The 26,821-nt window shown below is 37.8% G+C and carries 28 protein-coding genes; 15 read left to right on the forward strand and 13 right to left on the reverse strand.

Annotated features, from left to right (window positions below; translation table 11 throughout):
- Positions 1 to 26 precede the first annotated feature (26 nt).
- Genes B6A32_RS01730 through B6A32_RS01760 form a run of 7 tightly spaced genes read right to left on the reverse strand, consistent with a single transcriptional unit; the run spans position 27 to position 5,909 of the window.
- A complete protein-coding gene (locus B6A32_RS01730; RefSeq protein ID WP_085301030.1) occupies positions 27 to 1,532 on the reverse strand; it encodes an RNA polymerase factor sigma-54 in 1,506 nt (501 codons plus the stop codon).
- Positions 1,533 to 1,591: 59 nt separating this feature from the next.
- Positions 1,592 to 2,323, reverse strand: coding sequence for an LPS export ABC transporter ATP-binding protein (gene lptB, locus B6A32_RS01735; protein WP_408607650.1), 732 nt, complete (start codon positions 2,321 to 2,323; stop codon positions 1,592 to 1,594).
- Positions 2,324 to 2,803, reverse strand: coding sequence for a lipopolysaccharide transport periplasmic protein LptA (gene lptA / locus B6A32_RS01740; RefSeq protein ID WP_158088438.1), 480 nt, complete (start codon positions 2,801 to 2,803; stop codon positions 2,324 to 2,326).
- A 31-nt stretch (positions 2,804 to 2,834) separates the two neighbouring features.
- Positions 2,835 to 3,401, reverse strand: coding sequence for an LPS export ABC transporter periplasmic protein LptC (gene lptC, locus B6A32_RS01745; RefSeq protein WP_085301032.1), 567 nt, complete (start codon positions 3,399 to 3,401; stop codon positions 2,835 to 2,837).
- Positions 3,398 to 3,946, reverse strand: coding sequence for a 3-deoxy-manno-octulosonate-8-phosphatase KdsC (kdsC, locus tag B6A32_RS01750; RefSeq protein WP_085301033.1), 549 nt, complete (start codon positions 3,944 to 3,946; stop codon positions 3,398 to 3,400). Before kdsC ends, lptC begins: the two co-directional genes overlap by 4 nt.
- Positions 3,946 to 4,911, reverse strand: coding sequence for a KpsF/GutQ family sugar-phosphate isomerase (locus tag B6A32_RS01755; RefSeq protein WP_085301034.1), 966 nt, complete (start codon positions 4,909 to 4,911; stop codon positions 3,946 to 3,948). The genes kdsC and B6A32_RS01755 overlap by 1 nt, the downstream gene beginning before the upstream one ends.
- Before the next feature lie 17 nt (positions 4,912 to 4,928).
- On the reverse strand, positions 4,929 to 5,909 hold the full coding sequence (locus tag B6A32_RS01760) for a calcium/sodium antiporter (RefSeq protein ID WP_085301035.1): 981 nt from the start codon (positions 5,907 to 5,909) through the stop codon (positions 4,929 to 4,931).
- A 591-nt stretch (positions 5,910 to 6,500) separates the two neighbouring features.
- Between B6A32_RS01760 and mlaF the strand changes: the two genes are divergently transcribed.
- The 7 genes from mlaF to murA all read left to right on the forward strand — a co-directional run bounded on the left by mlaF (position 6,501) and on the right by murA (position 11,177).
- Complete coding sequence (mlaF, locus tag B6A32_RS01765; RefSeq protein ID WP_085301036.1) at positions 6,501 to 7,310, forward strand: phospholipid ABC transporter ATP-binding protein MlaF; 810 nt, start codon at positions 6,501 to 6,503, stop codon at positions 7,308 to 7,310.
- A complete protein-coding gene (gene mlaE / locus B6A32_RS01770; RefSeq protein ID WP_085301037.1) occupies positions 7,307 to 8,083 on the forward strand; it encodes a lipid asymmetry maintenance ABC transporter permease subunit MlaE in 777 nt (258 codons plus the stop codon). Before mlaF ends, mlaE begins: the two co-directional genes overlap by 4 nt.
- Before the next feature lie 51 nt (positions 8,084 to 8,134).
- Positions 8,135 to 8,605: an outer membrane lipid asymmetry maintenance protein MlaD gene (gene mlaD, locus B6A32_RS01775; RefSeq protein WP_085301038.1), complete on the forward strand. Its 471-nt coding sequence runs from the start codon at positions 8,135 to 8,137 to the stop codon at positions 8,603 to 8,605.
- Entirely contained in the window at positions 8,605 to 9,246 is a 642-nt protein-coding gene (locus tag B6A32_RS01780; RefSeq protein ID WP_101685873.1) for an MlaC/ttg2D family ABC transporter substrate-binding protein, read from the forward strand. The genes mlaD and B6A32_RS01780 overlap by 1 nt, the downstream gene beginning before the upstream one ends.
- A 62-nt stretch (positions 9,247 to 9,308) precedes the next feature.
- On the forward strand, positions 9,309 to 9,605 hold the full coding sequence (locus B6A32_RS01785; protein ID WP_085301039.1) for an STAS domain-containing protein: 297 nt from the start codon (positions 9,309 to 9,311) through the stop codon (positions 9,603 to 9,605).
- Between the two features lie 24 nt (positions 9,606 to 9,629).
- Positions 9,630 to 9,887 (forward strand): BolA family protein, encoded by a 258-nt coding sequence (locus B6A32_RS01790; protein ID WP_085301040.1) that lies wholly within the window; start codon positions 9,630 to 9,632, stop codon positions 9,885 to 9,887.
- A 27-nt stretch (positions 9,888 to 9,914) separates the two neighbouring features.
- Complete coding sequence (murA, locus tag B6A32_RS01795) at positions 9,915 to 11,177, forward strand: UDP-N-acetylglucosamine 1-carboxyvinyltransferase (RefSeq protein WP_085301041.1); 1,263 nt, start codon at positions 9,915 to 9,917, stop codon at positions 11,175 to 11,177.
- Positions 11,178 to 11,291: 114 nt separating this feature from the next.
- Here murA and B6A32_RS01800 read toward each other — a convergent pair whose 3' ends face one another.
- The 4 genes from B6A32_RS01800 to B6A32_RS01815 all read right to left on the reverse strand — a co-directional run bounded on the left by B6A32_RS01800 (position 11,292) and on the right by B6A32_RS01815 (position 15,824).
- On the reverse strand, positions 11,292 to 12,353 hold the full coding sequence (locus tag B6A32_RS01800; protein WP_233131293.1) for a trypsin-like peptidase domain-containing protein: 1,062 nt from the start codon (positions 12,351 to 12,353) through the stop codon (positions 11,292 to 11,294).
- A gap of 270 nt (positions 12,354 to 12,623) precedes the next feature.
- Complete coding sequence (locus B6A32_RS01805) at positions 12,624 to 13,304, reverse strand: glucosaminidase domain-containing protein (protein ID WP_085301043.1); 681 nt, start codon at positions 13,302 to 13,304, stop codon at positions 12,624 to 12,626.
- A gap of 590 nt (positions 13,305 to 13,894) precedes the next feature.
- Entirely contained in the window at positions 13,895 to 15,256 is a 1,362-nt protein-coding gene (locus B6A32_RS01810; protein ID WP_085301044.1) for a Do family serine endopeptidase, read from the reverse strand.
- A 115-nt stretch (positions 15,257 to 15,371) separates the two neighbouring features.
- On the reverse strand, positions 15,372 to 15,824 hold the full coding sequence (locus B6A32_RS01815) for a YhcB family protein (protein ID WP_085301045.1): 453 nt from the start codon (positions 15,822 to 15,824) through the stop codon (positions 15,372 to 15,374).
- A gap of 178 nt (positions 15,825 to 16,002) precedes the next feature.
- On the opposite strand from B6A32_RS01815, the gene zapE reads away from it, so the two are divergent.
- The 4 genes from zapE to rpsI all read left to right on the forward strand — a co-directional run bounded on the left by zapE (position 16,003) and on the right by rpsI (position 19,238).
- Positions 16,003 to 17,118: a cell division protein ZapE gene (gene zapE / locus B6A32_RS01820; RefSeq protein WP_085301046.1), complete on the forward strand. Its 1,116-nt coding sequence runs from the start codon at positions 16,003 to 16,005 to the stop codon at positions 17,116 to 17,118.
- A gap of 93 nt (positions 17,119 to 17,211) precedes the next feature.
- Entirely contained in the window at positions 17,212 to 18,183 is a 972-nt protein-coding gene (locus B6A32_RS01825) for a hypothetical protein (protein WP_085301047.1), read from the forward strand.
- A gap of 230 nt (positions 18,184 to 18,413) precedes the next feature.
- A complete protein-coding gene (gene rplM, locus B6A32_RS01830) occupies positions 18,414 to 18,842 on the forward strand; it encodes a 50S ribosomal protein L13 (protein WP_085301048.1) in 429 nt (142 codons plus the stop codon).
- Positions 18,843 to 18,845: 3 nt separating this feature from the next.
- Positions 18,846 to 19,238, forward strand: a complete 393-nt coding sequence (rpsI, locus tag B6A32_RS01835; protein ID WP_085301049.1) for a 30S ribosomal protein S9 — start codon at positions 18,846 to 18,848, stop codon at positions 19,236 to 19,238.
- Positions 19,239 to 19,806: 568 nt separating this feature from the next.
- Here the strand turns inward: rpsI and B6A32_RS01840 are convergent.
- Positions 19,807 to 21,810 (reverse strand): methyl-accepting chemotaxis protein, encoded by a 2,004-nt coding sequence (locus B6A32_RS01840; protein WP_085301050.1) that lies wholly within the window; start codon positions 21,808 to 21,810, stop codon positions 19,807 to 19,809.
- Positions 21,811 to 22,035: 225 nt separating this feature from the next.
- Positions 22,036 to 24,135, reverse strand: coding sequence for an elongation factor G (gene fusA / locus B6A32_RS01845; RefSeq protein WP_085301051.1), 2,100 nt, complete (start codon positions 24,133 to 24,135; stop codon positions 22,036 to 22,038).
- 791 nt (positions 24,136 to 24,926) lie between these two features.
- On the opposite strand from fusA, the gene rpsJ reads away from it, so the two are divergent.
- Genes rpsJ through rplW form a run of 4 tightly spaced genes read left to right on the forward strand, consistent with a single transcriptional unit; the run spans position 24,927 to position 26,810 of the window.
- Positions 24,927 to 25,238, forward strand: a complete 312-nt coding sequence (gene rpsJ / locus B6A32_RS01850) for a 30S ribosomal protein S10 (RefSeq protein WP_070375080.1) — start codon at positions 24,927 to 24,929, stop codon at positions 25,236 to 25,238.
- A gap of 13 nt (positions 25,239 to 25,251) precedes the next feature.
- On the forward strand, positions 25,252 to 25,890 hold the full coding sequence (gene rplC, locus B6A32_RS01855) for a 50S ribosomal protein L3 (protein ID WP_085301052.1): 639 nt from the start codon (positions 25,252 to 25,254) through the stop codon (positions 25,888 to 25,890).
- Between the two features lie 15 nt (positions 25,891 to 25,905).
- Positions 25,906 to 26,511, forward strand: a complete 606-nt coding sequence (gene rplD / locus B6A32_RS01860; RefSeq protein ID WP_085301053.1) for a 50S ribosomal protein L4 — start codon at positions 25,906 to 25,908, stop codon at positions 26,509 to 26,511.
- Entirely contained in the window at positions 26,508 to 26,810 is a 303-nt protein-coding gene (gene rplW / locus B6A32_RS01865; protein ID WP_085301054.1) for a 50S ribosomal protein L23, read from the forward strand. Before rplD ends, rplW begins: the two co-directional genes overlap by 4 nt.
- Positions 26,811 to 26,821: the final 11 nt, after the last annotated feature.

The raw sequence follows: 26,821 nt of genomic DNA on the forward strand, positions 1-26,821 counted from the left end.
TTCCTCTTTTTGGTGAATACAACCGCCTACAGTAAGCTTTTACGTTGATTTGATGGCGGTATGGAAAGTGACTCTCGATACTTGGCAATAGTACGCCTTGCCACCTTTATACCTTGCTCTGCTAATACATCAGCAATTTTACTATCACTTAATGGCTTTGCAGGTATTTCTGCGGCGACAAGTTTTTTAATCAATTCACGAATAGCAGTTGATGAACATTCACCACCATTCTCAGTACTTACATGGCTTGAGAAAAAGTATTTAAGCTCGAAAATCCCTCTGGGGGTATGCATATACTTCTGCGTAGTAACACGAGAAATAGTTGATTCATGCATATCTACCGCTTCGGCAATATCATTAAGAACCATAGGGCGCATAGCTTCAGGGCCATGTTCAAAGAAGCCTTGCTGACGCTGCACAATACAATTAGACACTTTTAATAAGGTGTCGTTTCTGCTCTCTAGGCTTTTGATAAACCATTTAGCTTCTTGTAAATTTGAACGAATAAATTGGCTATCTGCAGATGACTTCATCGAGCGAGACATAGCAGCGTATTGCTGATTAACTGATAGCTTAGGTGCCGTGTCTGGGTTCAGCTCAACTGTCCAGCGGCCATTTTTCTTTTCAACAGATACGTCAGGAATAACATACTGTTCTTCACTTTTAATAACGCTATCGCCCGGACGAGGATCTAAAGATTGGATCAAACGGATAACTTCGCGTAATTGATCTTCTTTAATGCGTAATTTACGCATGAGCTGGCGATAATCGCGATTACCAAGTAAGTCGATATATTCGGTAACGGCTAGTTTGCTTTCAGCGAGCCACGGCGTATCTTTTGAAAACTGGTTAAGTTGAATAAGCAAACATTCAGGAATTGAGCGGGCAGCTACACCAACGGGATCAAAAACATTGATTCGTTTCAGTACTGCTTCGATTTCGTCGAGCTCTACATCATCAATACCGACACTTTCTAGTATTTCTTCTGCGCTAACGGTTAAGTATCCCGCTTCGTCTATTGCCTCAATAATAGCAACAGCAATGGCTCTATCGGTATCGCTAAAAGGAGTGAGCTCCATCTGCCAAATTAGGTGGTCTTGTAATGAATCTTTAGTTTCACCCTGATAGGTATAGTCTTCTGACGCAACGCCCACACCGCCACTACTCGCACTTGCGCTGAAATTATCATCCCAGGTTGTATCACCATTTAATTCTTCAGGAATGTCAGTTTTTGCTAAACCTTCTGAAGAGCTTATTTCATCAATTGTTGGTGCAGAATCTTCACTGCCATCTGATGATATTTCAGCACTCTCATTAACACCTGCAGAGTAACCTTCTTCGAGGTGATCAGGGGTACTTTCTGAATTGTTATCTGGTGATTCGTCAACTTCAAGTAGTGGATTACTTTCAAGGGCTTCTTGAATTTCTTGTTGTAAATCCAAAGTTGATAATTGCAACAGCTTGATAGCCTGCTGCAATTGCGGGGTCATCGTTAATTGTTGTCCGATACGGAGTTGCAGAGTAGGACGCATTTACGTTTTCTTTTCCCTGTTCAAGTACATGTAGTATTACCGCGTGATTATGTTACTCACTATAACGTGAATTGTTCACCTAGGTATACATCTCTTACGTGTTGATTTGCAAGTATTTCATTAGAATTTCCCTCTGCGATAAGCTCACCATGACTAACAATATAAGCATGCTCACAAACATCAAGGGTTTCTCTAACGTTATGATCGGTAATCAAGATGCCGATGCCGCGTTCTTTTAAGTGTAGGATAATTTTTTTTATATCACCTACCGAAATAGGGTCAACACCCGCAAAAGGTTCATCAAGCAGAATAAACTTTGGATCTGCAGCTAACGCTCTTGCTATTTCAACTCGTCTGCGTTCACCGCCAGATAAGCTCATACCTAAGTTGTCTTTGATGTGACTGATGTTAAATTCTTCGAGTAAATGTTCAAGCTTTTCTTCTCGCTCAACATCATTTAATGCTTTACGCGTTTGTAAAATAGCCATAATGTTGTCATAAACCGTAAGTTTACGAAAAATTGAAGCTTCTTGAGGTAAATAGCCAATACCCTTGCGAGCACGTTCATGCATAGGTAGCAAAGTCAGATCTTCATCATTCAATACTATGGAACCGCTGTCGTTATTAACTAATCCAACAATCATATAAAATGAAGTAGTTTTACCTGCGCCATTGGGTCCTAATAAACCAACAATTTGCCCAGCAGAAACTTTCATACTGACATTTTTAACGACTTTTCTGCCTTTATAAGCTTTTGCAAGCCCGGTGGCTGATAAGGTTGAAATAGACATTTACTCTTGCTTTTCCTTAGTTTTTTTCGGCAATTCAGTTTTATTTTTAGGCTGTAGCACAGTTTCAACTTTGTCATTTTCTAAGCTTTCGGCATTCACATACTCAGTCTCAAAGTTATAAGTAATTTTACTACCACTCACTTCACTGCCTTCTTGGCGCAGCAAAGCATTACCCGAAATTACAACGGTATTTTTGTGTGGCTCATATCTAATTTCACTTGCTTGCAAATTGATTGGGCTACCGTCTTCTAATGTTTGTTCAAAAGTCGCTGGAGAACCCTTAGCAATATAAACTTTATTATCGCTTTCGTTTTGAGTGATCACCTGAACGAGTTCGGCATTAATGGTAAGTGAGCCCTGGGAAATTATAACGTTATCAATATAACTGAATATTTTATTTTTTAGATCCGCAGCTTGTCGCGACGAAGAAATTTTAATTTCTTGGTCTACGTTGAATTTTTCTGCATTTACTACCGGCATTAATATTGCGCATGCAGTTATGCCAATAAGGCTATTTTTTAATTTTTTTATAAATGGTTTGTACATGTTCAGTCAATGTCATCTGTGTTGTGTTTAAGTCTACAATTAATCCTGAGCCATACATAGTAAATCCTTTACCTAATATTAAGATAGTTTGCTCTGAGCTGATAATATTCGTTTTAAGATCCATTTCTAAATTTTTTCCGTGTACTTCCTGTATTAAACTTTCTTCATCAGTCGCGATTAAACGTACGCGATTTTTTAATTTTACACGATTGTTGTTATACAGTGTGCCTTCATTAGCAGATATCTGCCATGTTGGTTTGTTATTTTTTGGGTATAAGGTATAACGAGGATATTCAAAATGGGTTACTTCTAGCTGCGCATAATGTTCCATACGTTGGGCTTCAACATTATAAGATAATGCGCCAGTTGACTTGTAAATGTCGCTGTTGAGGTTTTCAGCAATAAATTCTGGGTTATTAGCAACTTCTAGAATACTACTGGTTTCTTTCTTAGCCCCAAACCATTCAAGTATGGCGTAGGTTGTTAACGCCAAGAGAAAAAGTGAAATTGTCGCAATGGTTATGCGATTCATATACTTGCACCTGTTGCATTGGCTAATGTACCTTGACTTTGCATGATAAGATCACAGGTTTCACGCACAGCACCAAAGCCACCTCGGGTATAAGTGATGTAATCACAAAGATTTATTATAGCTGGGTGGGCATCGCTAACTGCTATGCTAAATCCCACATAATTAAGGCAGTCAAAATCCGGCATGTCGTCGCCAATGTAAGCCACTTGTTCGGGCATTAACTTTAATGAGGCGAGCATTTTTTTCAATGCTGGTAGTTTGTTTTCTTCACCTTGTACTATGTGTTTAACGTTTAAGGCGCTCATACGAGTTTGTACAATGTTGGATTGTCTGCCTGTGATCACTGCAACATCAACACCACTCGCTCCTAGGGCTTTTATGCCGTAGCCATCTTTGGTATGAAAAGCTTTTAGCTCTTCGCCATTATTACCTAAATAAATGCGGCCATCAGAAAAAACACCGTCAATATCACAAACAAAGAGTTTTATTTTTTCTGCTTTTTGCCAGGTACTTGATGCAACTTTACCGTATAAGCTATTCAAAATTACAACACTCCAGATTTTAATAAGTCATGCATATTCATTGCGCCAATAGGGTGATTATTTTCATCGACGATAATTAAACCATTGATTTTTTTATCTTCCATTATTTTTAATGCTTCAGCAGCAAGCATATCTTGTTTGGCAACCAATGGCTGCTTAGTCATGACACTGGTAATACTATCTTGATGAATGTTAATTTCAGCGTCTAGAATACGGCGCAAGTCGCCATCAGTAAATAAACCCACTAACTTATTCTGAGCATTAACCACTGCTGTCATTCCTAAACCTTTCAATGACATTTCAACTAAAGCATCTTTTATTTTAGCACTTTCTACTACTGTTGGCAGACGTTCATCTTTGTGCATTATGTCAGCTAAGCGTAATAATAACCTTTTACCCAGACTACCACCGGGATGGGATAAGGCAAAATCGTCAGCGGTAAAGCCGCGTGCATTAAGTAAGGCCACAGCTAAAGCATCGCCCATAACTAAGGTAGCAGTAGTGCTTGATGTTGGTGCTAATCCCAACGGGCAAGCTTCTTGAGATACTTTTACGCAAACATGTGTATCGGCGAGTTTAGCCAGCGTAGAGTCAGGTTTACCTGTCATGGCAATTATTTTCGCACCTATGCGTTTAAGCACAGGAATAATAGCTAAAACTTCACCTGTTTCACCAGAGTTAGAAATGGTTAAGATAACATCGTCTATGGTTACCATGCCAAGGTCGCCATGGCTTGCTTCCCCAGGATGAACAAAAAATGACGGTGTGCCTGTACTCGCTAAAGTAGCCGCAATTTTACCGCCAATATGCCCAGATTTTCCCATGCCAATAACGATTACTCGACCTCGACAGTTAAACATTAGCTCACAGGCTTTTGCAAAATCGTCGTTGATATATTGTGTAAGCTCAGCAATAGCTTGTTGCTCAATGTTAATGACATTGAGTGCTAATTGTTTAAAGTTTTTCATTACATAAAACCAATTTCTTAGGCGTTAATTTGGCTAAAAAGCAGCACTTGATAACCAATGAATACGGCTAATAATAATAACCCTTTCGCGCGCGTGATGCGAAACTTTCCGCCGCGGCTGAAACAAAGAATAAACAATAAGAATGTTGTTGCAAGCATAAAAGGGGCGTCGCGACTTGCTGCAGCGTTATCAATATCACCCGGAGCAATTAAGCCCGCCAGCGATAATACCGCTAATATATTAAATATATTTGAACCAATAATATTACCAAGTGCTAAGTCGTCTTCTTTTTTGATGATACTCATAATACTGGCAGCTAGCTCAGGCAAACTTGTACCGATAGCAATTACGGTTAAGCCAATAACCAAATCACTAATACCAAATGCTTTAGCAATAAAAATAGAAGAATCTACAAGAAAGCTTGCACTTAGAGGCAGTAAAATCATGCCAACAATAAGCCATATCACTGAGAGTTTAGTGCTCACACCATCAGGAACTTCTTGCTCGGCTTCGAGAACCATTTTATCGTCAATTGGATTTTCTTTTGCGCGTTTTAACGTTACAAATAGTAAGGTGGCAATGTAAACAACAAAACCAACAATCAAAATAAGACCTTCATTAAAGCTAAAATTACTATTAGCTAACATGTAGGTTGCGATGGCTGTAATAACAAGAATTAGCGGAATTTCGCGTTTAATTGTAGATGACGACACTGTTAAAGGATTAAATAGTGCGGTTAAACCTAAGACTAAGGCAATATTGGTAATATTAGAGCCAATAGCGTTACCAATAGCGGTATCAGGGTTCCCTTGCAATGAAGCGGTAGCTGCAATCATCATTTCAGGCGCAGAAGAACCCATAGCAACGATGGTTAAACCAATAATCATTGGAGAAATACCAAGGTTACGCGCTAATGCTGAAGCACCAAATACAAATTTGTCTGCACTCCACACTAAAATAATTAGTGAAAGTAATAAGATCAAAATTTGAATTAACATTCAAAACTCCTGTTGGGATAAATAAAATAGTTGTTCATTTCGCTGCTATGGTTAAGCTCTTTATTTGTGCACTGGCATTGCCTAATTAGCTAATATACCTATAAACAGTTAAAAAATTTCCGAATTATATGTGGGTATTTTTGTATAAGCGCGAACAACTAATATTGTTCTTGAGTGCTTACCTACATTTAACTTACTTACATAATAATTTATTTGTTATTAAAAATGGGATTATAAACCAATGATGTTGACCGATAACAGCGAATTAATACACCTTTAATGACATTATATTGTGCAGCGGGCAGTATAAACTTTTTCTGATATTATTGGCACACAGATTCAACATAATATTTGTGAAATATTTAGCTAGAACTTAAATTTACCTCGCAGTTAGCATTGCACTCATCTTTGTTTCTATAGCGCTGTGTATTTGCAGCATTTACATAGAGCGGGTTACACATGATTACATTTGCATACTTTTACTTACTCTTTTCCTACTAAATATTTATTAATTTGTAATGACTGGCGTGTTGCGCTGCGTTAGAATTCTAGAATATAAGCATTAATTAACCCGGTGATATCTCAAACAATATGTCTGAAACTTTAGTTGATATTAAAAACATGACTTTTAAGCGGAACGAACGTGTTATTTATGATGGCATCAGTTTGTCTATTCCTAAAGGTAAAGTGACAGCAATAATGGGGCCTAGCGGTATTGGCAAAACAACCTTGTTGCGACTTATTGGCGGACAAATAAAACCAGAATCCGGACAAATTTTATTTGACGGTCACGATATTCCTAAACTCTCACGCAATGCTTTATACGAAGTACGTAAACGCATGAGTATGCTTTTTCAAAGTGGCGCCTTATTTTCAGATATGAGCGTGTATGACAATATCGCTTTTCCTATTCGAGAGCATACTGAATTAGCTGAAGATGTGATTGAGAAAATGGTGCTAATGAAATTAGAGGCTGTTGGCTTACGTGGCGCAAGAGATTTACGCCCGAGTGAACTCTCTGGTGGTATGGCTCGTCGTGCAGCACTTGCACGTTCGATTGCCCTGGATCCTGAGCTGATTCTTTATGATGAGCCTTTTGCCGGGCAAGATCCTATTTCGATGGGCGTTATAGTGCGCTTGATTCGTGAATTAGGCCAAGCTTTAGGGCTAACGTCGGTTGTGGTCTCACATGACGTACCTGAAGTAATGAGTATTGCCGACTATATCTATATTATCGCGGAACAAAAAATTATTGGTCAAGGTACGCCAGAAGAAATTTACGCTCAAACCTCACCATTAGTTCAGCAGTTTGTTAAAGGTGAAGCTGACGGCCCTGTACCATTTCATTATCCTGCTGCTTCCTACCGAGAAGAATTAATTGGCCAAGGAGTTGAAAAGTGAACCAACTACAACTTTTTGGTCGTACGATCATCGAGCAAATATCAGGTTTAGGTCGAGCGTTGTTAATGCTAGCGTCTGCATTGATGCACGTGCCTAATCCGCGCAAAGGTTTTCCCTTATTAATGAAACAACTATATTCAGTAGGTGTTTTATCTTTAGTTATTGTTGTCGTGTCAGGCTTATTTATTGGGATGGTTTTGGCATTACAGGGCTATACTATTTTAGTGGGATATGGCGCTGAAGCTAGTTTAGGGCCAATGGTTGCTTTGTCATTATTACGTGAGCTTGGTCCTGTAGTGGCTGCCTTATTATTTGCTGGCCGGGCAGGATCTGCATTAACGGCTGAAATTGGTTTAATGAAAGCGACCGAGCAGCTCTCTAGTCTTGAAATGATGGCGGTTGATCCTCTTCGTCGAGTTATTGCTCCTAGGTTTTGGGCTGGTTTTATAAGTTTACCTTTATTAGCGGCTATATTCTCAGCCATTGGTATTCTAGGTGCACACCTTGTAGGTGTTGACTGGTTAGGTGTTGATAGCGGCACATTTTGGTCGGTAATGCAGTCGCAAGTGTCATTTGAAAAAGACATTTTAAATGGCATTATTAAAAGTTTGGTATTTGCTTTTGTTGTGACTTGGATCGCTGTTTATAAAGGGTATTCTTGTGAGCCAACCTCTGAAGGTATCAGCAGAGCAACAACTTCAACTGTGGTACAATCATCACTATTAGTTTTAGGCTTAGATTTTGTATTAACCGCGTTAATGTTTGCAAATTAGAATAAGCAACGTGGTTATTTAGTTAAATAATATTTTAATTTGGTGGAAGACATGGCGTCGAAAAAAATAGAGTTATTGGTCGGGTTATTTGCAGCTATTGGAATTGCTGCATTATTGATGCTAGCGTTAAAAGTAGCCGATAGTGGTATATCAGGCAGCGGTAGCACTTATCAACTGTATGCTAAATTTGATAATATTGGTGGTTTGAAAGTACGTTCACCAATAAAGGTAGGTGGTGTTGTTGTTGGTCGAGTTAGTAATATTTCGCTCGATAGAGACGATTACACACCGGTTGTTACCTTAGATATATTTTCTGAATATAATAATTTTTCAGAAGCAACATCAGTGTCTATCTTAACCGCAGGTTTACTCGGTGAGCAATATGTTGGCTTATTGCCTGGTTTCATCGATGTATCTGTTGAGACTCTACAGCCCGGCGATTATATTGAAGATACTAAGCCAGCGTTAATACTTGAAGAGTTAATCGGGCAGTTTTTATTCGGTCAGGGCAGCGGTGATTAATGATGAAAAATTTGATCAAAACTTTGATTCTAGGTGTTACCTTATTAGCTAGTGCAACAGGTACAAGTGCAGAGCAAGTTAATAAGAAAGACCCTTATCAAATGATCCAAAAAGTTGCAGATATTACTTTTAAGCGCTTTGCGAATGAACAAGCGGCAATAAAAGTAGAGCCTAATTTATTAAAAAACATTGTTCGTGAAGAGCTAATGCCTTATATAAATTATCAATATGCAGCGTATAAAGTTATTGGCAGTAACTTTAAAAAAACAAATAAAGCAGAACGAGCTCAGTTTGTTCCTGCATTTCGAGAATATCTTATTACTTCTTATGCACAGGTTTTTACTCTATACAATAACCAAAAAGTTGAGTTTGCCCCTGCAGAAGATTTTTCTGAAGAACGTGTAGTTTCTGTAAAAACCAGTGTTATAGAACCTGGTCGTGAACCTATTGATATTTCTTTTCGGGTTCGCAAGCATAAAAAAACAGGCGAATGGAAAGCTTACGATATGGTGGCTGAAGGTATTAGTTTGCTTGATAGTAAACAGGCAGAGCTCAGCAGTTTGATTCGTCAAAAAGGCTTGCCGCATGTAACTGAAATGCTTAAAGAAAAAAGTAAAAGAAACATTGAGTTCAAACAATAATTTGAATGAGTTATTTTGTAGCATAAATAAAATAACGTATTAAAGGCTGTTAATAGATTAAAATGATAAATGTTCAACAAACGGATCAAAAAGCAATTTTTAGTGGTGCCTTAACGCGTGCTACAATAACCCGTACATTTGATAAAAAGTACCGTCCATTGGTCAATGGAAAATCTATAACTCTTGATTTGGCAAAAGTAAATCAAATTGATACTGCTGGCTTAGCATGGATCTTATTATTAATAGAATTAGCCGCAGCTAAAGCTTGTGAAATTACTTTGATTAATTTGCCTGATGACTTGATAAAGTTAGCCAAATTAAGCGCAGTTGATACGTTATTACCGATAGAAAAAAATTAATCTAGACGCTATTTGGAGCAAAAAGTGGAAGTAAAAGATATAGAAAAACTCATTACCGATGCGGTTGAGTTAGACGAAATTCATGTAGCATTTGATGGTTCACAGTGCAAAATTATTGCCGTTGCTGACTTTTTGGGTGACTTAAGTCGTGTGAAAAAACAGCAAACAATTTATGCACCTTTAACACAAGTTATTAATGACGGTCTAATACACGCGGTTTCTATTAAAACGTTCACAACGTCGGTTTGGCAACGTGAAAAAATGTTTAACTTACCTCTTTAATACACCTAAACAAAAAAGAATATTCTCTTGGACGCATTTAAAATTATTGGTGGGCAACCACTACACGGTGAAGTAACTATTTCTGGCGCAAAAAATGCGGCATTGCCTATTCTAATGTCGGCACTATTATCCGAAACGCCAGTTACTTTTTCCAATGTACCAAAACTTAATGATATAGAAACAACCGTTAAACTTTTGTCTCAATTTGGCGCAAAATGCCATTGGGTAAGTGAAAGTAGTTTGATGATAGACGCCAGCAATATTGATCATTGTCGTGCGTCATACGAGCTAGTGAAAACAATGCGAGCTTCTATCTTAGTACTAGGGCCTTTGCTTGCTCGTTTTGGTCACGCAGAAGTGTCTCTACCTGGTGGCTGTGCTATTGGGGCTCGACCTGTAAACCTTCATATTCATGGTTTAAAGTTAATGGGCGCAGATATAGACGTTGAAAATGGTTATATCGTTGCTCGCAATGCCGGCCGACTTAAAGGTGCAACCATTTTTATGGATACCGTTAGTGTTACTGGCACAGAAAATTTAATGATGGCAGCAGCGTTAGCAGATGGCGTTACTATTATCGAAAATGCAGCGCGTGAACCTGAAATTGTTGACTTAGCTAATTGCTTAAATAGTATGGGAGCCATCGTTTTAGGTGCCGGTACCGATACTTTAACCATTACAGGTGTAGAGAAATTACAAGGTGAAAGCTATTCAGTGATGCCTGATCGCATAGAAACAGGTACGTTTTTAGTTGCGGCTGCTGTAACACAAGGCAAAGTAAGGTGTTTAAATACTGATCCTAAAGCTTTAGATGCTGTACTGAGTAAGTTACAAGAAGCGGGTGCGTCGATTACCACAGGTGATGACTGGATCGAACTTGAAATGACCTCTAGACCAAAAGCGGTTAACATTCGCACTGCGCCTCACCCAGCATTTCCAACTGATATGCAGGCACAGTTTGTTGCATTGAATGTTATTGCTGAAGGTACTGCAACTACAACAGAAACTATTTTCGAAAATCGTTTTATGCATGTGCCTGAGCTACAGCGAATGGGAGCTAACATTAGTCTTGAAGGCAATACGGCTATTAGCACGGGCGTTGAGCAATTAAATGGAGCTCAGGTTATGGCAACGGATCTTCGAGCCTCAGCAAGCTTAGTTATTGCCGGTTTAATTGCCACGACAGAAACCCAAGTCGATCGCATTTATCATATTGATCGCGGCTATCAAAAAATTGAAGATAAACTGCAAGCATTAGGTGCAAATATTACACGTATTAAAGCCAGTTAGTTTGTAGGAACCTTAAAAATATACATGAAAAAATCCCAGCTCATTGTTGGGATTTTTGTTTATAGAGTCTTTATTGTGAGTAATTAGAAATATAATGGCTTTGGCAATGAGATATTATTGTTTCGGCACTTCTGCAATGGTGACGGGTAACGTCAACAATTGATTATCACGAGATACCATAAAAGTTAAAATACTGCCAGGAGCCGCTTCAGCTACGACATCTAAGCCCTGTTTTGCATTTTGTAAGCGCACATCATCAATTTGATAAACCACGTCTCCAGATTGCAATCCAGCTAACTGTGCAGGGCTTCGAGGCGTGATTGCGCCGATAATAAAACCTTTAAGGTTGGTGACTGAATCGTTCGCATCTACTCCAAGCCAACCACGAACTACACGGCCATGCTCTATAATTTTCAACATAATTGTACGAGCTAGTTGGTATGGAACAGCAAAAAATATTCCTTGGATATTGAGGTTAGGGTTAGCCTGGGTAAATTTTCTTGAATTAATACCCACTAACTCACCATTAGAGTTAATAAGCGCACCACCTGAGTTACCTTCGTTAATTGCAGCATCCATTTGAAGGAATTGTAAATAACTTGAGCTGAGCCCGCTTTGTCCGGTCGCACTAACAATACCTTGAGTAACCGTTTGACCAAGGTTTAAAGGGTTACCTATTGCTAGGACAACGTCACCCACTTGTGATGTGAGCGTACTAATTTGGGGGATTACCGGTAAGTTGCTGTCTTGTACTTTTAAAACGGCGAGATCAGTTAACGTATCATAACCAATAAGTTCAGCATGAAGCTCTTGACCACGCTGTAATACAACTACAATTAGATCAGCACTTTGAACAACATGGTAATTAGTTAAAATGTACCCTTGTTCATGCATAATAACGCCACTACCTAAGCGAGTAACTTTACGCGGTTGTCGGCCGTAAGTAGGGTTAACTTGAATATCTTCAGTGTATATATTAACAACAGCAGGGCCAGCTAAACGAACAGCTTTGGCATAAGATAAAGGTTGTTGGCTAGTTTCTGTGGAAGAAAATACTTTCCAAGGCACAATGTTTTGTTCACGTAGTTCAGGCACTAATAACAGTAAAACTACAGCAAACATTACACCATAACTGGCTGAGCGAAATATAAACTTAAGGGCATTGATTATTTTCAACGGAATTATTTTTATTGGCCTATTTTTTGTAGATTAACATAAACCCTTTGTTGTTATAAAGTTTTCTGTCAAGAATGTAGAAACAGATATTTTATCTTACTTGGAAAATAAAACCGGGCAGCGGAAGTTTAAATAAATTAGGATCTATAGAGCATAGCTTAACAACGGAGTATCTAAGAAAGCCAAATAAGTTGGTTAACTGTCGCTTAAGTATTTAAATATAATTAAGCGACGAATTTGTAAGTAAAGTATTTAATTACAATATGTTATCTACTTAAGTTGATGGAATTTATTAAACTTAATAATAGCGGCTAACTCATGGCCATACTCAGCACCTTTTTCAGAGTAGCGATCTAACTTTTTAACCAATGCGAAAGGATCATCGGTTTTCATTTTCAAAATTCTAAATTCTTTATAGGCATCATTTCTAGCAATTGTTCGATAGTAATCACTAACCGACTCTTTCACTGAGGAATATTCTTTGACCCAAATGGTTTTATCCCCTCGTTTTTTTAAAGCGGCTATTCGAGGTTCGTCTTCATCAAAAGACCAAACACCAAATATGTTATATGCCTCTCTAAAAAAACGTGATGTAGCCCAAGAGCTTTCCATTGCTGCTTGAGCAATAGCAATGCTTTTGGGATGCGGTTTAAGTTTTCTTAATAATTCGGTATCGCTTTTTGCTTTATATTCCACTTTTAACTTGGCTATTTTATCAGTGTTGTTACCTGACTTAAGCGATGTTGCTACATTGTTATACTGCGACATAAGATCATCATAGACCTCGTCAACAGCAGGTATTATAAGTGCTTTAAAGCGTGCCTTTTTTTCTTGTACTGTCATTTGAGGCAGTGAGGTATCTTTTGCCGTATAAAAATACACACCTGCTGAGATGAGTAAAATTGATATAAGTATGCATAAAAGTTTGAATTGGAAAGCGGTTAATTTCATATAGCACCTGCTATTAGGCGATAAATTATAAGATTTCTGATGATAGCACATACTTGTATTGAGCTATGCATTAAGCGTTTATTCACGTTAATTAAGTTGCAGCTTGAAAGTGAATTGGAATAAATAATGGTCTAATTAAGGTATTTTAATTAAGGTATTTTAATTAAGGTATTTTAATTAAGGAGGGCTTTACCCTAGCTAGTAAACCTGAACTCAAGATAAGCAGCACTTGCTCAATGCTCTCATTTAACCCATTATCTGCGTTAAAACGTCGATAAATAGCGCGCTATGCATCAACGTTTTTCCTTGAAAATGGCATAAAATGAAGCATTGATGGTGCCTATTCGTGATGTTCACCTTGCTATAGCATTTACTTTACCACCAAAGCTTTTAATTCACTGCAGTATCAAGCACGCATTATCCAGAGTTCAGCTTAATAAGGTTTATAGCCCTGTACTGTGAAGTAGAATTTTTTCAGGCTTGTTAGTGTTTTTACTAAGATTTAACCCTTTATATAAAGAAGCCTGCAAAATAGCAGGCTTCATCTAAAAACTAGTGACAATTAACACTCATCATTTTAGCTCATTGTATTAACGTATCATTAAAAATAAAGATGAGTTATTACGTTGAATATTTAAAGCAAAAACACCTTTGTGGTCATTTAAATAACTACGTAGCTCACCAATATTGTTGATACGTTGGCGGTTAATACCGTTAATAATGTCACCTTTGCGCAAGCCTATAGCAGCAGCAGGGCTATTGTCTGCAATCTCAGCAACCACAATGCCATTACCCTGATCATTGTTTTCTAGTTCTGCGCCATCTAACATACGATGTAAGCTGACTGCTTCAATTTTAGCCATTTCAGATTTTTTCAAGGTTACATTATAGGTTTTCTCTTTACCATCTTTTCTAATCACGGTAATTTTTATTGTTTTTCCTGCCCCTATCGAACCAATTTTTCCTCTAAGTTCGTTAAAGGTTTTAATCATTTTACCGTTGATTTTAGTAATAACATCACCGGCACGAATACCAGCATCATCAGCAGCTGAATCTTTTGTTACTTGTTCAACAAACGCACCTTGATTGACTTCAAGCTCCATTGCTTTTGCAATTTCACTATTAACGCTTCGACCTGCAACACCTAAAACACCACGTCGAACTTCACCAAACTCAATTATTTGATTAACTAGGTTTTGTACCATATTGCTGGGAATAGCAAAGCCAATACCTACATTGCCACCATTAGGTCCTAGAATGGCCGTATTAATACCGATAAGCTCGCCGCGTAAATTGATTAAGGCTCCACCAGAGTTTCCGCTGTTAATTGCTGCATCGGTTTGAATGAAGTCTTCGTAATTCTCTATATTTAGACCACTGCGACCTAATGCACTAACAATACCTGAAGTTACCGTTTGTCCTAGGCCAAATGGGCTACCGATAGCAACCGCGAAATCACCTACTCGTATACGATCAGAGTCAGCTACTTTAACGGCAATTAAGTCATCAGCATCTATTTGAAGTAAAGCAATGTCACTCGCTTCATCGCCACCTATTTTCTTAGCTTCAAGTTGACGGCCATCTTTCAGTGTTATTTGAATCTCGTCAGCATCGTTTATTACATGACTATTAGTAACAATATAGCCTTTATCAGCATCAAGAATAACACCTGAGCCTAAGCCTCGAAATTGTCGCTCTTTTTGCTGACCTTGGTTTTGTCGCGGGTTGCCGAAGAAAAATTTGAAGGCATCAGGCACGCGTTGCTCTACTTCATGAGTACCACGAACAGATATCAGCACAACGCCAGGTGTTACCTGTTCCAACATAGGAGCGAGGCTTGGCATTGTTTGACCATTTAAAGATTGTGGCATTGCAGCTTGAACGGGTAAGCTTGCCATGGCGATAGTAGTGGAAAGTAAAACAGTATTAATTAAAACTGATAAATTTTTCATATAACAGAAAACTCCTAATTAAATAATATATAAGTAACAGGATTAAGGCTTACAGCGTTAACACTAATCCTGTTACTTTCACCCAATAGAAGACATAAAATAAAAAAAATGGTTCCTAGCTATTTGTAACACTTTGTTTCTTGTCATCGAATAAACCGCTTGGTGCACCAGAATAATCTAGTGGGGCTTCAGAGGCAGTTTCGTCATTTTTACGCGAATTTTTGTCATGGCGTAAATTAACCGTTTGCGCTAATTGCTCTTGTGTTTCTTTAGAGAAAAAAGGCATGTTTTCAATGTTTTCAGGGGTAGCTTGTTGCAACAACTGCGTACTTTGTGCCATTTGAGCCATAGCGACTTGGCAAGTGCTATTCATTTGCTCAAGTAAACTTGTTGAATTTTCAAGATGCTCTGCAACATCTAATTTATATTGTGCTAATTCTGATTCACTTTGACTGGCTTTTGCAGCAAGTTTTTGTGTTTCCTGTGCTGATGAAAAAAGCGTTCTGTTAACAAAAAAACCGACAAGTGCGCCAACGATAAATAGTCCAAGACCTAAAAGAACATTCATATTTTTATACCTTCATTGTATTCATGGAAAAAATTAGAGAAAATAACCTTTAATCCAATGTAATATAACGTGCTTCACGCTACTTTCCTAATGAATATATTTACTAACAAATATTTTTCAAGAGTAGTTTGTCCAAAGATTATAAAAATAAAGTTAGACCTTATTAGATGGCAGTTAAATGATTAAATTATCTCCTATTGCAAAATATACTCAAGATTTGACGCGCGATGACTTTCATTTTGACGCGGCTCAAGAAAATGCAGTTAAAAACTTGCAACGCCTTTATGACGATTTAATCAGTCAGCCTTTACCGGTTACGGGCTTTAAAAAAGTTTTGAATAGTTGGAAGCGTGTAGTAGCAAAGCCGGAAATTAAAATTGTAAAAGGTATTTATTTTTGGGGTGGGGTTGGTCGTGGAAAAACTTATCTCGTTGATACATTTTATGATTGCCTACCTTTTAATAATAAAATGAGGGTACATTTTCATCGTTTTATGCACCGAGTTCATGAAGAGTTAAAAACATTACATGGGCAGTCGGATCCATTAAAAGTTATTGCTAAACGTTTTGCTGATGAAACATGCATTATATGTTTTGATGAGTTTTTTGTATCAGACATTACCGACGCGATGATATTAGGAACGTTATTTGAAGAATTGTTTGCTCATAACGTTACGTTAGTTGCCACGTCGAATATTATCCCTGATGAATTGTATCGTAATGGTTTGCAGCGCGAACGTTTCCTGCCTGCAATAAAGTTGATAAATGAATGTTGTGATGTGATTAACGTTGATAGCGGCGTTGACTACCGACTTCGTACGTTAGAGCAAGCTGAATTATTTCATTTCCCATTAGATAAAAAAGCGGATGAAAACTTAAACCATTACTTCCAGCAACTAGCTACAGAGACTGGTCAAATGGGTAAAGTTATTACCATTAATAACCGGTCTTTGGCTACGGTACAAGAGTCAGACGGAGTTGTTCATTTTGAATTTTCGACTTTGTGTGAGTCAGCACGTAGTCAAGGTGATTATATGGAACTAAGTCGCTTATACCACACGGTATTATTAGCTAATGTAACACAAATGGGTGTAGACAATGATGACAGTACACGCCGGTTTATTGCTTTAGTTGATGAGTTTTATGAGCGCCATGTTAAATTAATTATATCGGCAGAAGTTGCGTTAGAGGAATTGTATGTAGATGGTCGTTTAACTTTTGAGTTCAAACGATGTTTAAGCCGTTTACAAGAAATGCAATCATACAGCTATTTAGCAAGTGAGCACTTACCTTAATAGTTTAATTTTCAAGAATAATACTCATTAGCTTTCACTCGTTAATTCAGTAACATATAAAAATCAATCTAGAATGAAATGGAATTCAAAAAAATGATTAAGAATAAATTGATTCAACTTGGCACCGCATTAGTTGCTAGTGTTGCGATAAGCGTCTCGGCGCAGGTTAATGATAACCCGTTTAGACACTCACTTGAGATCACACAAAAGTATTTGCCAAAAGCACTTAAATCTATGTGGCAGAGCGAACATTTAGTTTGGCGGGCACAGTTGTTTAACTCTGCCTGTAATGAACAAGCGTTAGGCGTGTCCAGTGTCATTAACGCTAGCTTTGGATTATTCAATCAATATATTATTGATCAAGCAATAATGAACAAAGAACTCGCAAACGATGATGAACAGCTAATATTACAAGATAGTAATAAATTATATTATCTACTCTTTAGTCAAATTTATACTTCGGCATATAAAAAGCGTTTACAAATAATTAAACAATATTACCCAGATATCAGTGAGGAACTATGTCTACACGCACTGACATTAGCTGAAAAATATCCTACTGATGATCAACCAATATTACCTTGGCAATCAACGGAAAAGGCAGAAAAAAATACTTGGCGAGCCGATTTATTTTCAATGCGTGTAGTTTACAAGCATTTTATTAAGGCTTTTTATGACCGACAAAAATCATTTGCTGAAATTATTGATGCTGAGTTATACGCCATAATTACAGAAGATAAAAAAGCAACATTAGCACTATCTGACATTAGTTATAGTCACCAATACTCCGCTTTATTAATGAATAATATCAATAAAGCTTATCAAAAAAGAACGGGTAAAAACTTAACGGATAAAAATTATCAGCCAATATATGCTCAAACGGCAAGTATGGTCGCCACTCAAGCTTATAGACTTGGAACGTTTTCTGCCCTCATGCAAATTAAAGAGCTTTACCCTGAAATATTCCCCAAAATTGAGGCTCATATGACCGATTATATTAAATTACAGCTAAGTGCATTAGCGCAAGATAAAAACCGGTTAAACGCAGCATTCAATAATCATTAACTAATTATTCATATTTTTACAAATAAGAGTGAAAAGATTAAAAAATAGGCGTGATCTTTTCAACGTTGTTCTGTATAATCCTGCCTCCCTACGTTACAAAGCTTGTTCTTTTTCCAGAGGACTGGCAACGGACTCGATGCTCGAAGGGGCAATAGCGTAGTCTTTTAACGGATAACTTGAGGTTTTCTTAAGTTATTATTTAAGTAACATTTATATAATTGGGTTTTTTAATGAAAACTTTTGTAGCTAAACCAGAAAGCGTACAACGCGAATGGTTCTTAGTGGACGCCGAAGATAAAACTTTAGGTCGTATCGCTACTGAAATTGCAAGCCGTTTACGTGGTAAGCATAAAGCAGAATATACTCCTCATGTAGATACTGGCGATTACATCGTTGTTATCAATGCTGAGAAAGTAAAAGTAACAGGTAACAAAGCGAAAGGTAAAATTTACTACTCGCATACAGAATTTGTTGGTGGTCTTAAGCAAATTAGTTTTGAAAAGCTAATCGAAAAAGCTCCAGAGCGCGTTATTGAATTCGCAGTTAAGGGTATGTTACCTAAAGGTCCTTTAGGTCGTGAAATGTTCCGTAAGCTTAAAGTTTACGCGGGTACTGAACATAAACATACAGCACAACAACCACAACTTTTGGAGCTTTAAGCAATGGCTGATAATCAATATTACGGTACTGGTCGTCGCAAGAGCTCAACGGCTCGTGTGTTCATGAAAGCTGGTAACGGTGCAATCACAATTAACAAGCGTGACATTTCTGTATACTTTGGTCGTGAAACGGCTCGTATGGTTGTTCGTCAACCATTAGAATTAGTTGAAATGTTAGAAAAGTTTGACTTTAACATCACTGTAACTGGTGGTGGTATTTCTGGTCAAGCTGGCGCAATTCGTCACGGCATTACTCGTGCATTAATGGAGTTCGATGAAACTTTACGTAGCGGTTTACGTAATGCTGGTTTCGTTACTCGTGATGCTCGTAAAGTTGAACGTAAGAAAGTTGGTTTACACAAGGCTCGTAAAAAGCCACAATTTTCAAAACGTTAATATTTACGTTATGTATTTCAAAAACCGGCTTTTGCCGGTTTTTTTATGTTCAAATTTTAATAAATAGCTAACTTTATACCACCTGTATTTTTAACTATTATGTTTTATGCCAGTCATTAACGAGCGAACATACTTATTGCTCACTTCTGAATAATTAACCATGTAAATTGCCTTGCTGTGCTGTATCAAAAAATATTGCTATAGATCAATTCCGCGGTCTGAGCTTAAATCCACCTTTTAGATTAAAATCTAAACCCCAATCTTAATCAGATTGAAATGATTCTTTACACCAAAGAATATGCAATTATTCATACATCATAGTTTAAGAGAGGGCTAGCTGTTTATAGGCTGAGGGGGGGGAAGTTGTATAGCGTTGAAGTTAGATTTAGTTTTTACAACAAATTTTTGATTGTTAAATCTATAAAGCCATCTTTTGTCTCGTTCAATTAATTACAAATTTATTATAAGCCTCAATTAGCTTATAAAGTTAGGCCTACCTGAATGGGATATTATTTATGCCCAATTAGTGAGGTATAACTTGCTAATTGGGCAGGGAAGGACTAATTTTTTAGACTTTAAATTGATTAACTACTTTTGATAGTGAGTTAGATTTTTCTGATAGATTAACTAAACTTGTTTGCATTGTGGCAGATACATCCACAGTCTCATCAGTTAGTCCTCTAACGTTTTCAATGTTTTTAGATACTTCTTCAGCGACATTAGCTTGCTGTTCAACGGCTTGGGCTATTTCAAAAGTTTGGCTTTGGAATTGACCAATAACTTCAGCAATATCAGCTAATACTTGCTGTACTTGATGAGTAAGCTGAACGCTACTCTCTGCCTCTAAACAGCTAGACTCCATAACACTAACAGCATTAACCGCTGTTGCCTGAAGTTCATCAATAATGCGTTCAATGTTGGTGGTAGAGTCTTGTGTTCTGGAAGCTAATGTTCTAACTTCATCAGCAACAACAGCAAAACCTCGTCCTTGTTCTCCTGCTCTTGCCGCTTCTATTGCCGCATTGAGGGCTAATAAATTAGTTTGTTCAGCAATACTGCGGATAACGGTAACAAAGTCGCCAATCGTTTGGGTACCCGACTTAAGTTGTTGTACTACTTGTGAAGCATTATCGACGTTGTTAGATAGCTTTTGCATACCAACAGTTGCTTGATTAACAACATCGGAGCCTAATGCTACTTTTTCCTCGGCACCAATAACTAAATTTTTTGAATAATTAGTATTTTCGGCAATATTAATACTCGTTTGAGCTAATTCGGTAGCAGCAGTCGCAACCAGGTCAATTTCACGTTTTTGTCCCTCGACAATACCAATGGTATCTTTACCTATTTTTTCGGCAGATTCACTTGATGAAGTTACATCATTCGTAATAGTAATGGTTTGTCTAACTAACTGCTGAATAGAATCAACAAAGATATTAAATTCATCAACTAATTGTCCTATCTCGTCTTGTTTTAAAGGAGGAATTCTTTGTGTTAAATCACCATCACCTTCTGCAATATCTTTCATGGCATTTTTAAGCCGAGTTATGCGTTTAACAAAAGGTAAAACAGTTAACCATACTACGATGGCAATCATCATAATTATGGCTACAACAATACCGAAAGATGACCAAAACGCATCTTCTACAGGTTGAGTTATTAATTGCTCAGGGACTAAAAACCCAAGCTTCCAATTCATGGCTGGGTATTCGCTTTTTACTTGATTAAAAATAACTTCATAATCGACTCCGCGCCATGTTACTTGTGCTAAACCGTTGGCATTATTAGCCAATGTAGATTGTAACGTTGCAAAGCCTGCGCTATTGGTAAAGTGACTATCAATTACTGACATGGAATCACCAGCTTTAAACTCATCATTAAAGCCTGGGAAAAACACTAATTTGCCTGTATCTGTGATGAGAAAAGCTTCACCTTGGTTTTTATATTTAATAGGGGCGAGTAGGTTTTGACCTATGGTGGTAATTAAGATGTCCATACCACCAATACCTAAAAGTTTGCCATTAGGTAAATAGTAGGGAGAAGTTATTGTTGCTGAAACTGAGCCATCGTTGTTGTCTACTGCCGGGTCAGTAACATGCATTTTTGCTTTTGTTAGTCCGTCTTGCCACCAAGGTCGGCGATTTGTAAAGTACTCAGCATCGTCGTAACGACCATTAAGATCGAAATATTCATGGGTATTTTCACTACCAAAGAAAACACTTTTTATTGCGCTGTCTTGTTCTGAAAAGTACTTAAAGTAACGTGTAACATCTTGGTACTGTTTATTATCATCAATATTGGAAAGTCGTGTGTCGTATGTTGTAAACCAATCGATAACGAGCGGATTAGCAAATATGCTATGGTTGATTTGTCCTTTAGCAATAAAGAATTCTTTCACTTTTGTAGACTGTAGACTTACAATATTTTCAATATCAGAAATGAGTTGTTTTCTTGTATTATCGCTTACGTTTGATAACAAAAAAAATGAAGTAACGACAAGTAATACAGTAACTGCGCCTGATATAGTAATCACTAATTGACGCATAATTGAGCGACTAAGAAAGTTGAACATACTAAGTAATACCTAATGAGTTTATTTTTATTATTAAGGGTGTAAATCGTTCAGTACTTTACTGATTCTTATACGTTATCGGTAAGATTTCAGAAAACATAAGCACTTAAAGAAAACAATATCATGTGTTTTACTTTATGGCTATATGTTGCAAAGTGCTGTTGAGTAAATTTGAAATAAAAAAAAGGATGCCGAAGCATCCTTTAATAGATTGGTTATAAATAACTATTTCTTTTTAGCTGCCGCTTCACGCTCTTTAACTTCAGCAATTACTGCTTCAGATACGTTATTCGGACAAGGTGAGTAGTGAGAGAATTCCATAGAGAATTGACCACGACCTGATGTCATTGTACGTAAAGATCCGATGTAACCAAACATTTCTGAAAGTGGTACGTCAGCTTTAATACGAACACCAGAAACACCAGCGTCTTGACCACCAATCATGCCGCGACGACGGTTTAAGTCACCAATAACGTCACCAACGTGATCATCAGGCGTAAACACATCAACTTTCATGATAGGTTCAATTAACTGAGCACCAGCTTTTGGAATTGACTGACGGAAAGCACCACGAGCAGCAAGCTCAAATGCTACAGCAGATGAATCGACAGCATGGAAGCCACCATCGTATAATTCAACTTCAACGTCAAGTACAGGGAAGCCAGCAAGAACACCAGTATCCATCATGCCTTTGAAACCTTTCTCAATAGCTGGGAAAAATTCTTTTGGTACATTACCACCAACAACTTTAGATGAGAATGTAAAGCCTGAGTTTGGCTCACCTGGACGGATGATGTAATCAATTTTACCAAATTGACCAGAACCACCAGATTGTTTCTTATGCGTGTATGAATCATCAATTTCTTGAGTGATTGTTTCACGGTAAGCAACTTGAGGTTTACCAACAACTAGATCAACACCGTAAGTACGTTTTAAAATATCTACTTTGATATCTAAGTGAAGTTCACCCATACCAGATAAAATCGTTTCACCTGAATCTAAGTCAGTTTCAACTTGGAATGTTGGATCTTCTGCAACCATTTTACCGATAGCAATACCCATTTTTTCCGTTGAACCTTTATCTTTAGGTGTTACAGAGATAGAGATTACTGGCTTAGGGAATACCATCGCTTCAAGAATGATTGGGTGTTTTGGATCACATAATGTATGACCTGTTTGAACGTTACTCTTCATACCTACAATCGCGATGATATCACCAGCTTGAGCAGACGTTAGTTCGTTACGGTCATCGGCTTGCATTTCACACATACGACCAACACGTTCAGTTTTACCTGTTGCAGCATTAAGTATGGTGTCACCTTTCTTCAATGTACCTGAGTAGATACGTACGAAAGTTAAGGTACCAAAACGGTCATCAGTGATTTTGAATGCTAACGCTTTGAATGTTTCATCTGCAGAAACGATCGCATGCTCACCAGTTGGGTTACCTTCTTCATCAGTAAGAGGTTGAGGATCAACATCTGTAGGAGATGGTAAGTAATCAACAACGGCATCAAGCAATAACTGCATACCTTTGTTTTTGAATGCAGAACCACAGTATGTAGGGAAGAACATGATTTCACGAGTACCTTTACGGATACACGCTTTAATTTGTTCTTCAGTCGGTGTAAGTTCACCTTCTAAGTATTCCATTAATAAATCTTCATCTGCTTCTAATGCAGTTTCGATTAATTGCTCACGATACATAGCTGCATCATCAACCATATCAGCTGGAATATCTTCAATAGTGTAGTTTTCAGGAAGACCTGTGTCATCCCAGATGTATGCTTTTTGAGTTAAAACGTCTACAACACCAACGAAGTCATCTTCTTCACCAATTGGTAAAGTCATAATAAGTGGGTGAGCACCTAATACGTTTTTAACTTGATCTGTTACACGGTAAAAGTTAGCACCTAAACGGTCTAATTTGTTTACGAAGATTAAACGAGATACTTTCGAGTCGTTCGCATAACGCCAGTTAGTTTCTGATTGTGGTTCAACACCGCCAGAACCACAGAACACGCCAACACCGCCATCAAGTACTTTTAATGAGCGATAAACTTCAACCGTGAAATCAACGTGACCAGGAGTATCGATAACGTTGAAACGGTGATCTTTCCAAAAACAACTAACTGCAGCAGACTGTATAGTAATACCGCGCTCAGCTTCTTGTTCCATGAAGTCAGTGGTTGACTCACCGTCATGAACTTCACCTGTTTTATGGATCATACCGGTTAATTTAAGGATACGTTCAGTTGTTGTGGTTTTACCCGCATCAACGTGAGCGAAGATACCAATGTTTCTGTATTTAGATAAATCTGCCATTACGTTACTCTATTTATGAAAATGAATTGTTGAAAATTTGCGCGCGAGTATAACATTACTTAACTAAAATCGACATAAAAAATTTTTGAAGTTTAATAATTTTCACTAAGACCATATAAAAACACCAGTTTTATACCTATTTATAGCTACTTTTTAAAAACAAAAGTTAAGGTTAAATAGTTCTGCTTATATATAGGTAAAAATAGAGGTAAAAACATACGTAAAAGTATAGGGAAAACTTAAAGCTAAAATATAACGGTGAATTGTAATTAACCAAGTGTAGTTAAGAGACCGTTAATGCAGTCTTTATGACATAAACTACGTTGACAGTAAAAGCTGAGGCCTTTAATAAAAAGCAATGAAAAATATATTGTGCATGCTTAGCACATATATTTACCAATAAAAGGAGTGATTAATTTATTGGCTCCAGTAGTTAAATATAAAATAGCCCCTTACACCATAGCTTATCCCAATGATGAACACTGTATTGAGAAATTGGGTAAAGATAGCTTTATATCCTATGAATAAATAATATTAAATAACGCTACTAAAAACTGTTAAATAAAAGTTGAAATTATCATCAAGCCCTGTATAATTCGCCTCCACGTTGAGCTCGTCTCAGTGTGTTTTTTAGTTAATGTATTTTCTTCTAAAGTTTATTTTTAGGTAAATAATTAACATACAGCAACTCCGATAGGGAGTTGAATGGTAAATATAGCGATACTCCCCCCTTTTATATAAAAAGGTGATGGGCAGTATTTTGTTGTTCTTTAAAATGGGGATTTGTCTTAATGTCAAATCAAAGAATTCGCATTCGTTTGAAAGCGTTCGATCATCGTTTGATTGATCAATCAACAGCTGAAATCGTTGATACTGCTAAACGTACTGGCGCACAGGTTCGTGGTCCAATTCCACTTCCTACACGCAAAGAACGTTTCACTATCTTGACTTCACCACACGTTAACAAAGATGCTCGTGATCAGTACGAAATTCGTACTCACAAACGCATGATTGATATCGTAGAACCAACTGAAAAGACTGTAGATGCTTTAATGCGTTTAGATCTTGCAGCTGGTGTTGACGTTCAAATCAGCTTGGGTTAATAGGAGTTTTAACATGACTATAGGTCTAGTTGGACGTAAAGTGGGTATGACTCGCATCTTCTCTGAAGATGGCGTATCTACTCCTGTAACCGTCCTAGAAGTTGAAGCGAACCGTGTTGCTCAGGTTAAAACTGTTGACAACGATGGTTATTCAGCGCTTCAAGTTACTACGGGAAGCAAAAAAGCTAACCGTGTTAACAAGCCAACAGCCGGTCACTTTGCAAAAGCTGGTATCGAAGCAGGTCGCGGCCTGTGGGAATTCCGCTTAAATGCAAATGAAGGCGAAGATTTGGTAACTGGCAGTGAAATCACTGTTGAGTTATTCAATGACACGAAATTAGTAGATGTTACTGGCACCTCTAAAGGTAAAGGTTTCCAAGGTGGTATTAAGCGTTGGAATTTCTCAATGCAAGATGCTACGCATGGTAACTCACTATCTCACCGTTCAAACGGTTCGATAGGTATGTGTCAAACACCAGGTCGTGTTTTCAAAGGCAAAAAAATGTCTGGTCACATGGGTGCTGCGAAAGTAACTACGCAAAACCTTGAATTGGTTCGTGTTGATGCTGAACGTAACTTGCTCCTTATTAAAGGTGCGGTTCCGGGTGCAATCAACGGTAGCGTAATCATCAAACCAGCTGTTAAAGCCTAGTCCAGGAGATTTGTGATGGAATTAGCATTAAAAGACGCTTCAGGCGCTCTTGAAGTTTCTGAAACAACTTTTGGACTTGAGTTTAATGAAGCTCTTGTACACCAAGTAGTAGTTGCATATGCAGCTGGTGCTCGTGCTGGTACTCGTGCTCAAAAGACTCGTTCAGAAGTTAGTGGCGGTGGCGCAAAACCATGGCGTCAAAAAGGTACTGGCCGTGCACGTGCTGGTACTAGTCGTGGTCCAATCTGGCGTACAGGTGGCGTAACATTCGCTGCTAAGCCACAGGATCACAGCCAAAAAGTTAACCGTAAAATGTACCGTGGTGCGATTAAAAGCATCCTTTCTGAGTTAGTTCGTCAAGAACGCTTAGTCGTGGTAGAAAATTTTGCAGTTGAAACACCAAAAACTAAAGAATTAGTAGCTAAACTAAACGGTTTGGAGTTAAAAGACGTATTAATCGTTACTCCAGAAGTTGATGAGAACTTGTTCTTATCTGCACGTAACTTATATAAAGTTGACGTACGCGATGTAGACGGTATTGACCCAGTTAGTTTAGTTGGTTTCGAAAAAGTTTTGATGACTGCATCTGCAGTTAAGCAACTTGAGGAGATGTTAGGATGATAAACGAAGAACGTTTACTGAAAGTGCTTTTAGCACCAAACATTTCTGAGAAAAGCACGATGGCCGCTGAAGCAAACAACACGGTTGTTTTCAAAGTTGTTACTACTGCTACTAAAGCTGAAATCAAAGCTGCTGTTGAGAAACTTTTCGAAGTTTCAGTTGATGGTGTTCGCACATTAAATGTTAAAGGTAAGACAAAACGTACTGGTGCTCGTACTGGTCGCAGAAGCGATTGGAAAAAAGCATACGTTACACTTGCTGAAGGCAGCGACATCGACTTCGTCGGCGCGGAATCATAGGAGTTTACGAA

This window comes from Colwellia polaris (assembly GCF_002104515.1).
Classification (GTDB): domain Bacteria; phylum Pseudomonadota; class Gammaproteobacteria; order Enterobacterales; family Alteromonadaceae; genus Cognaticolwellia; species Cognaticolwellia polaris.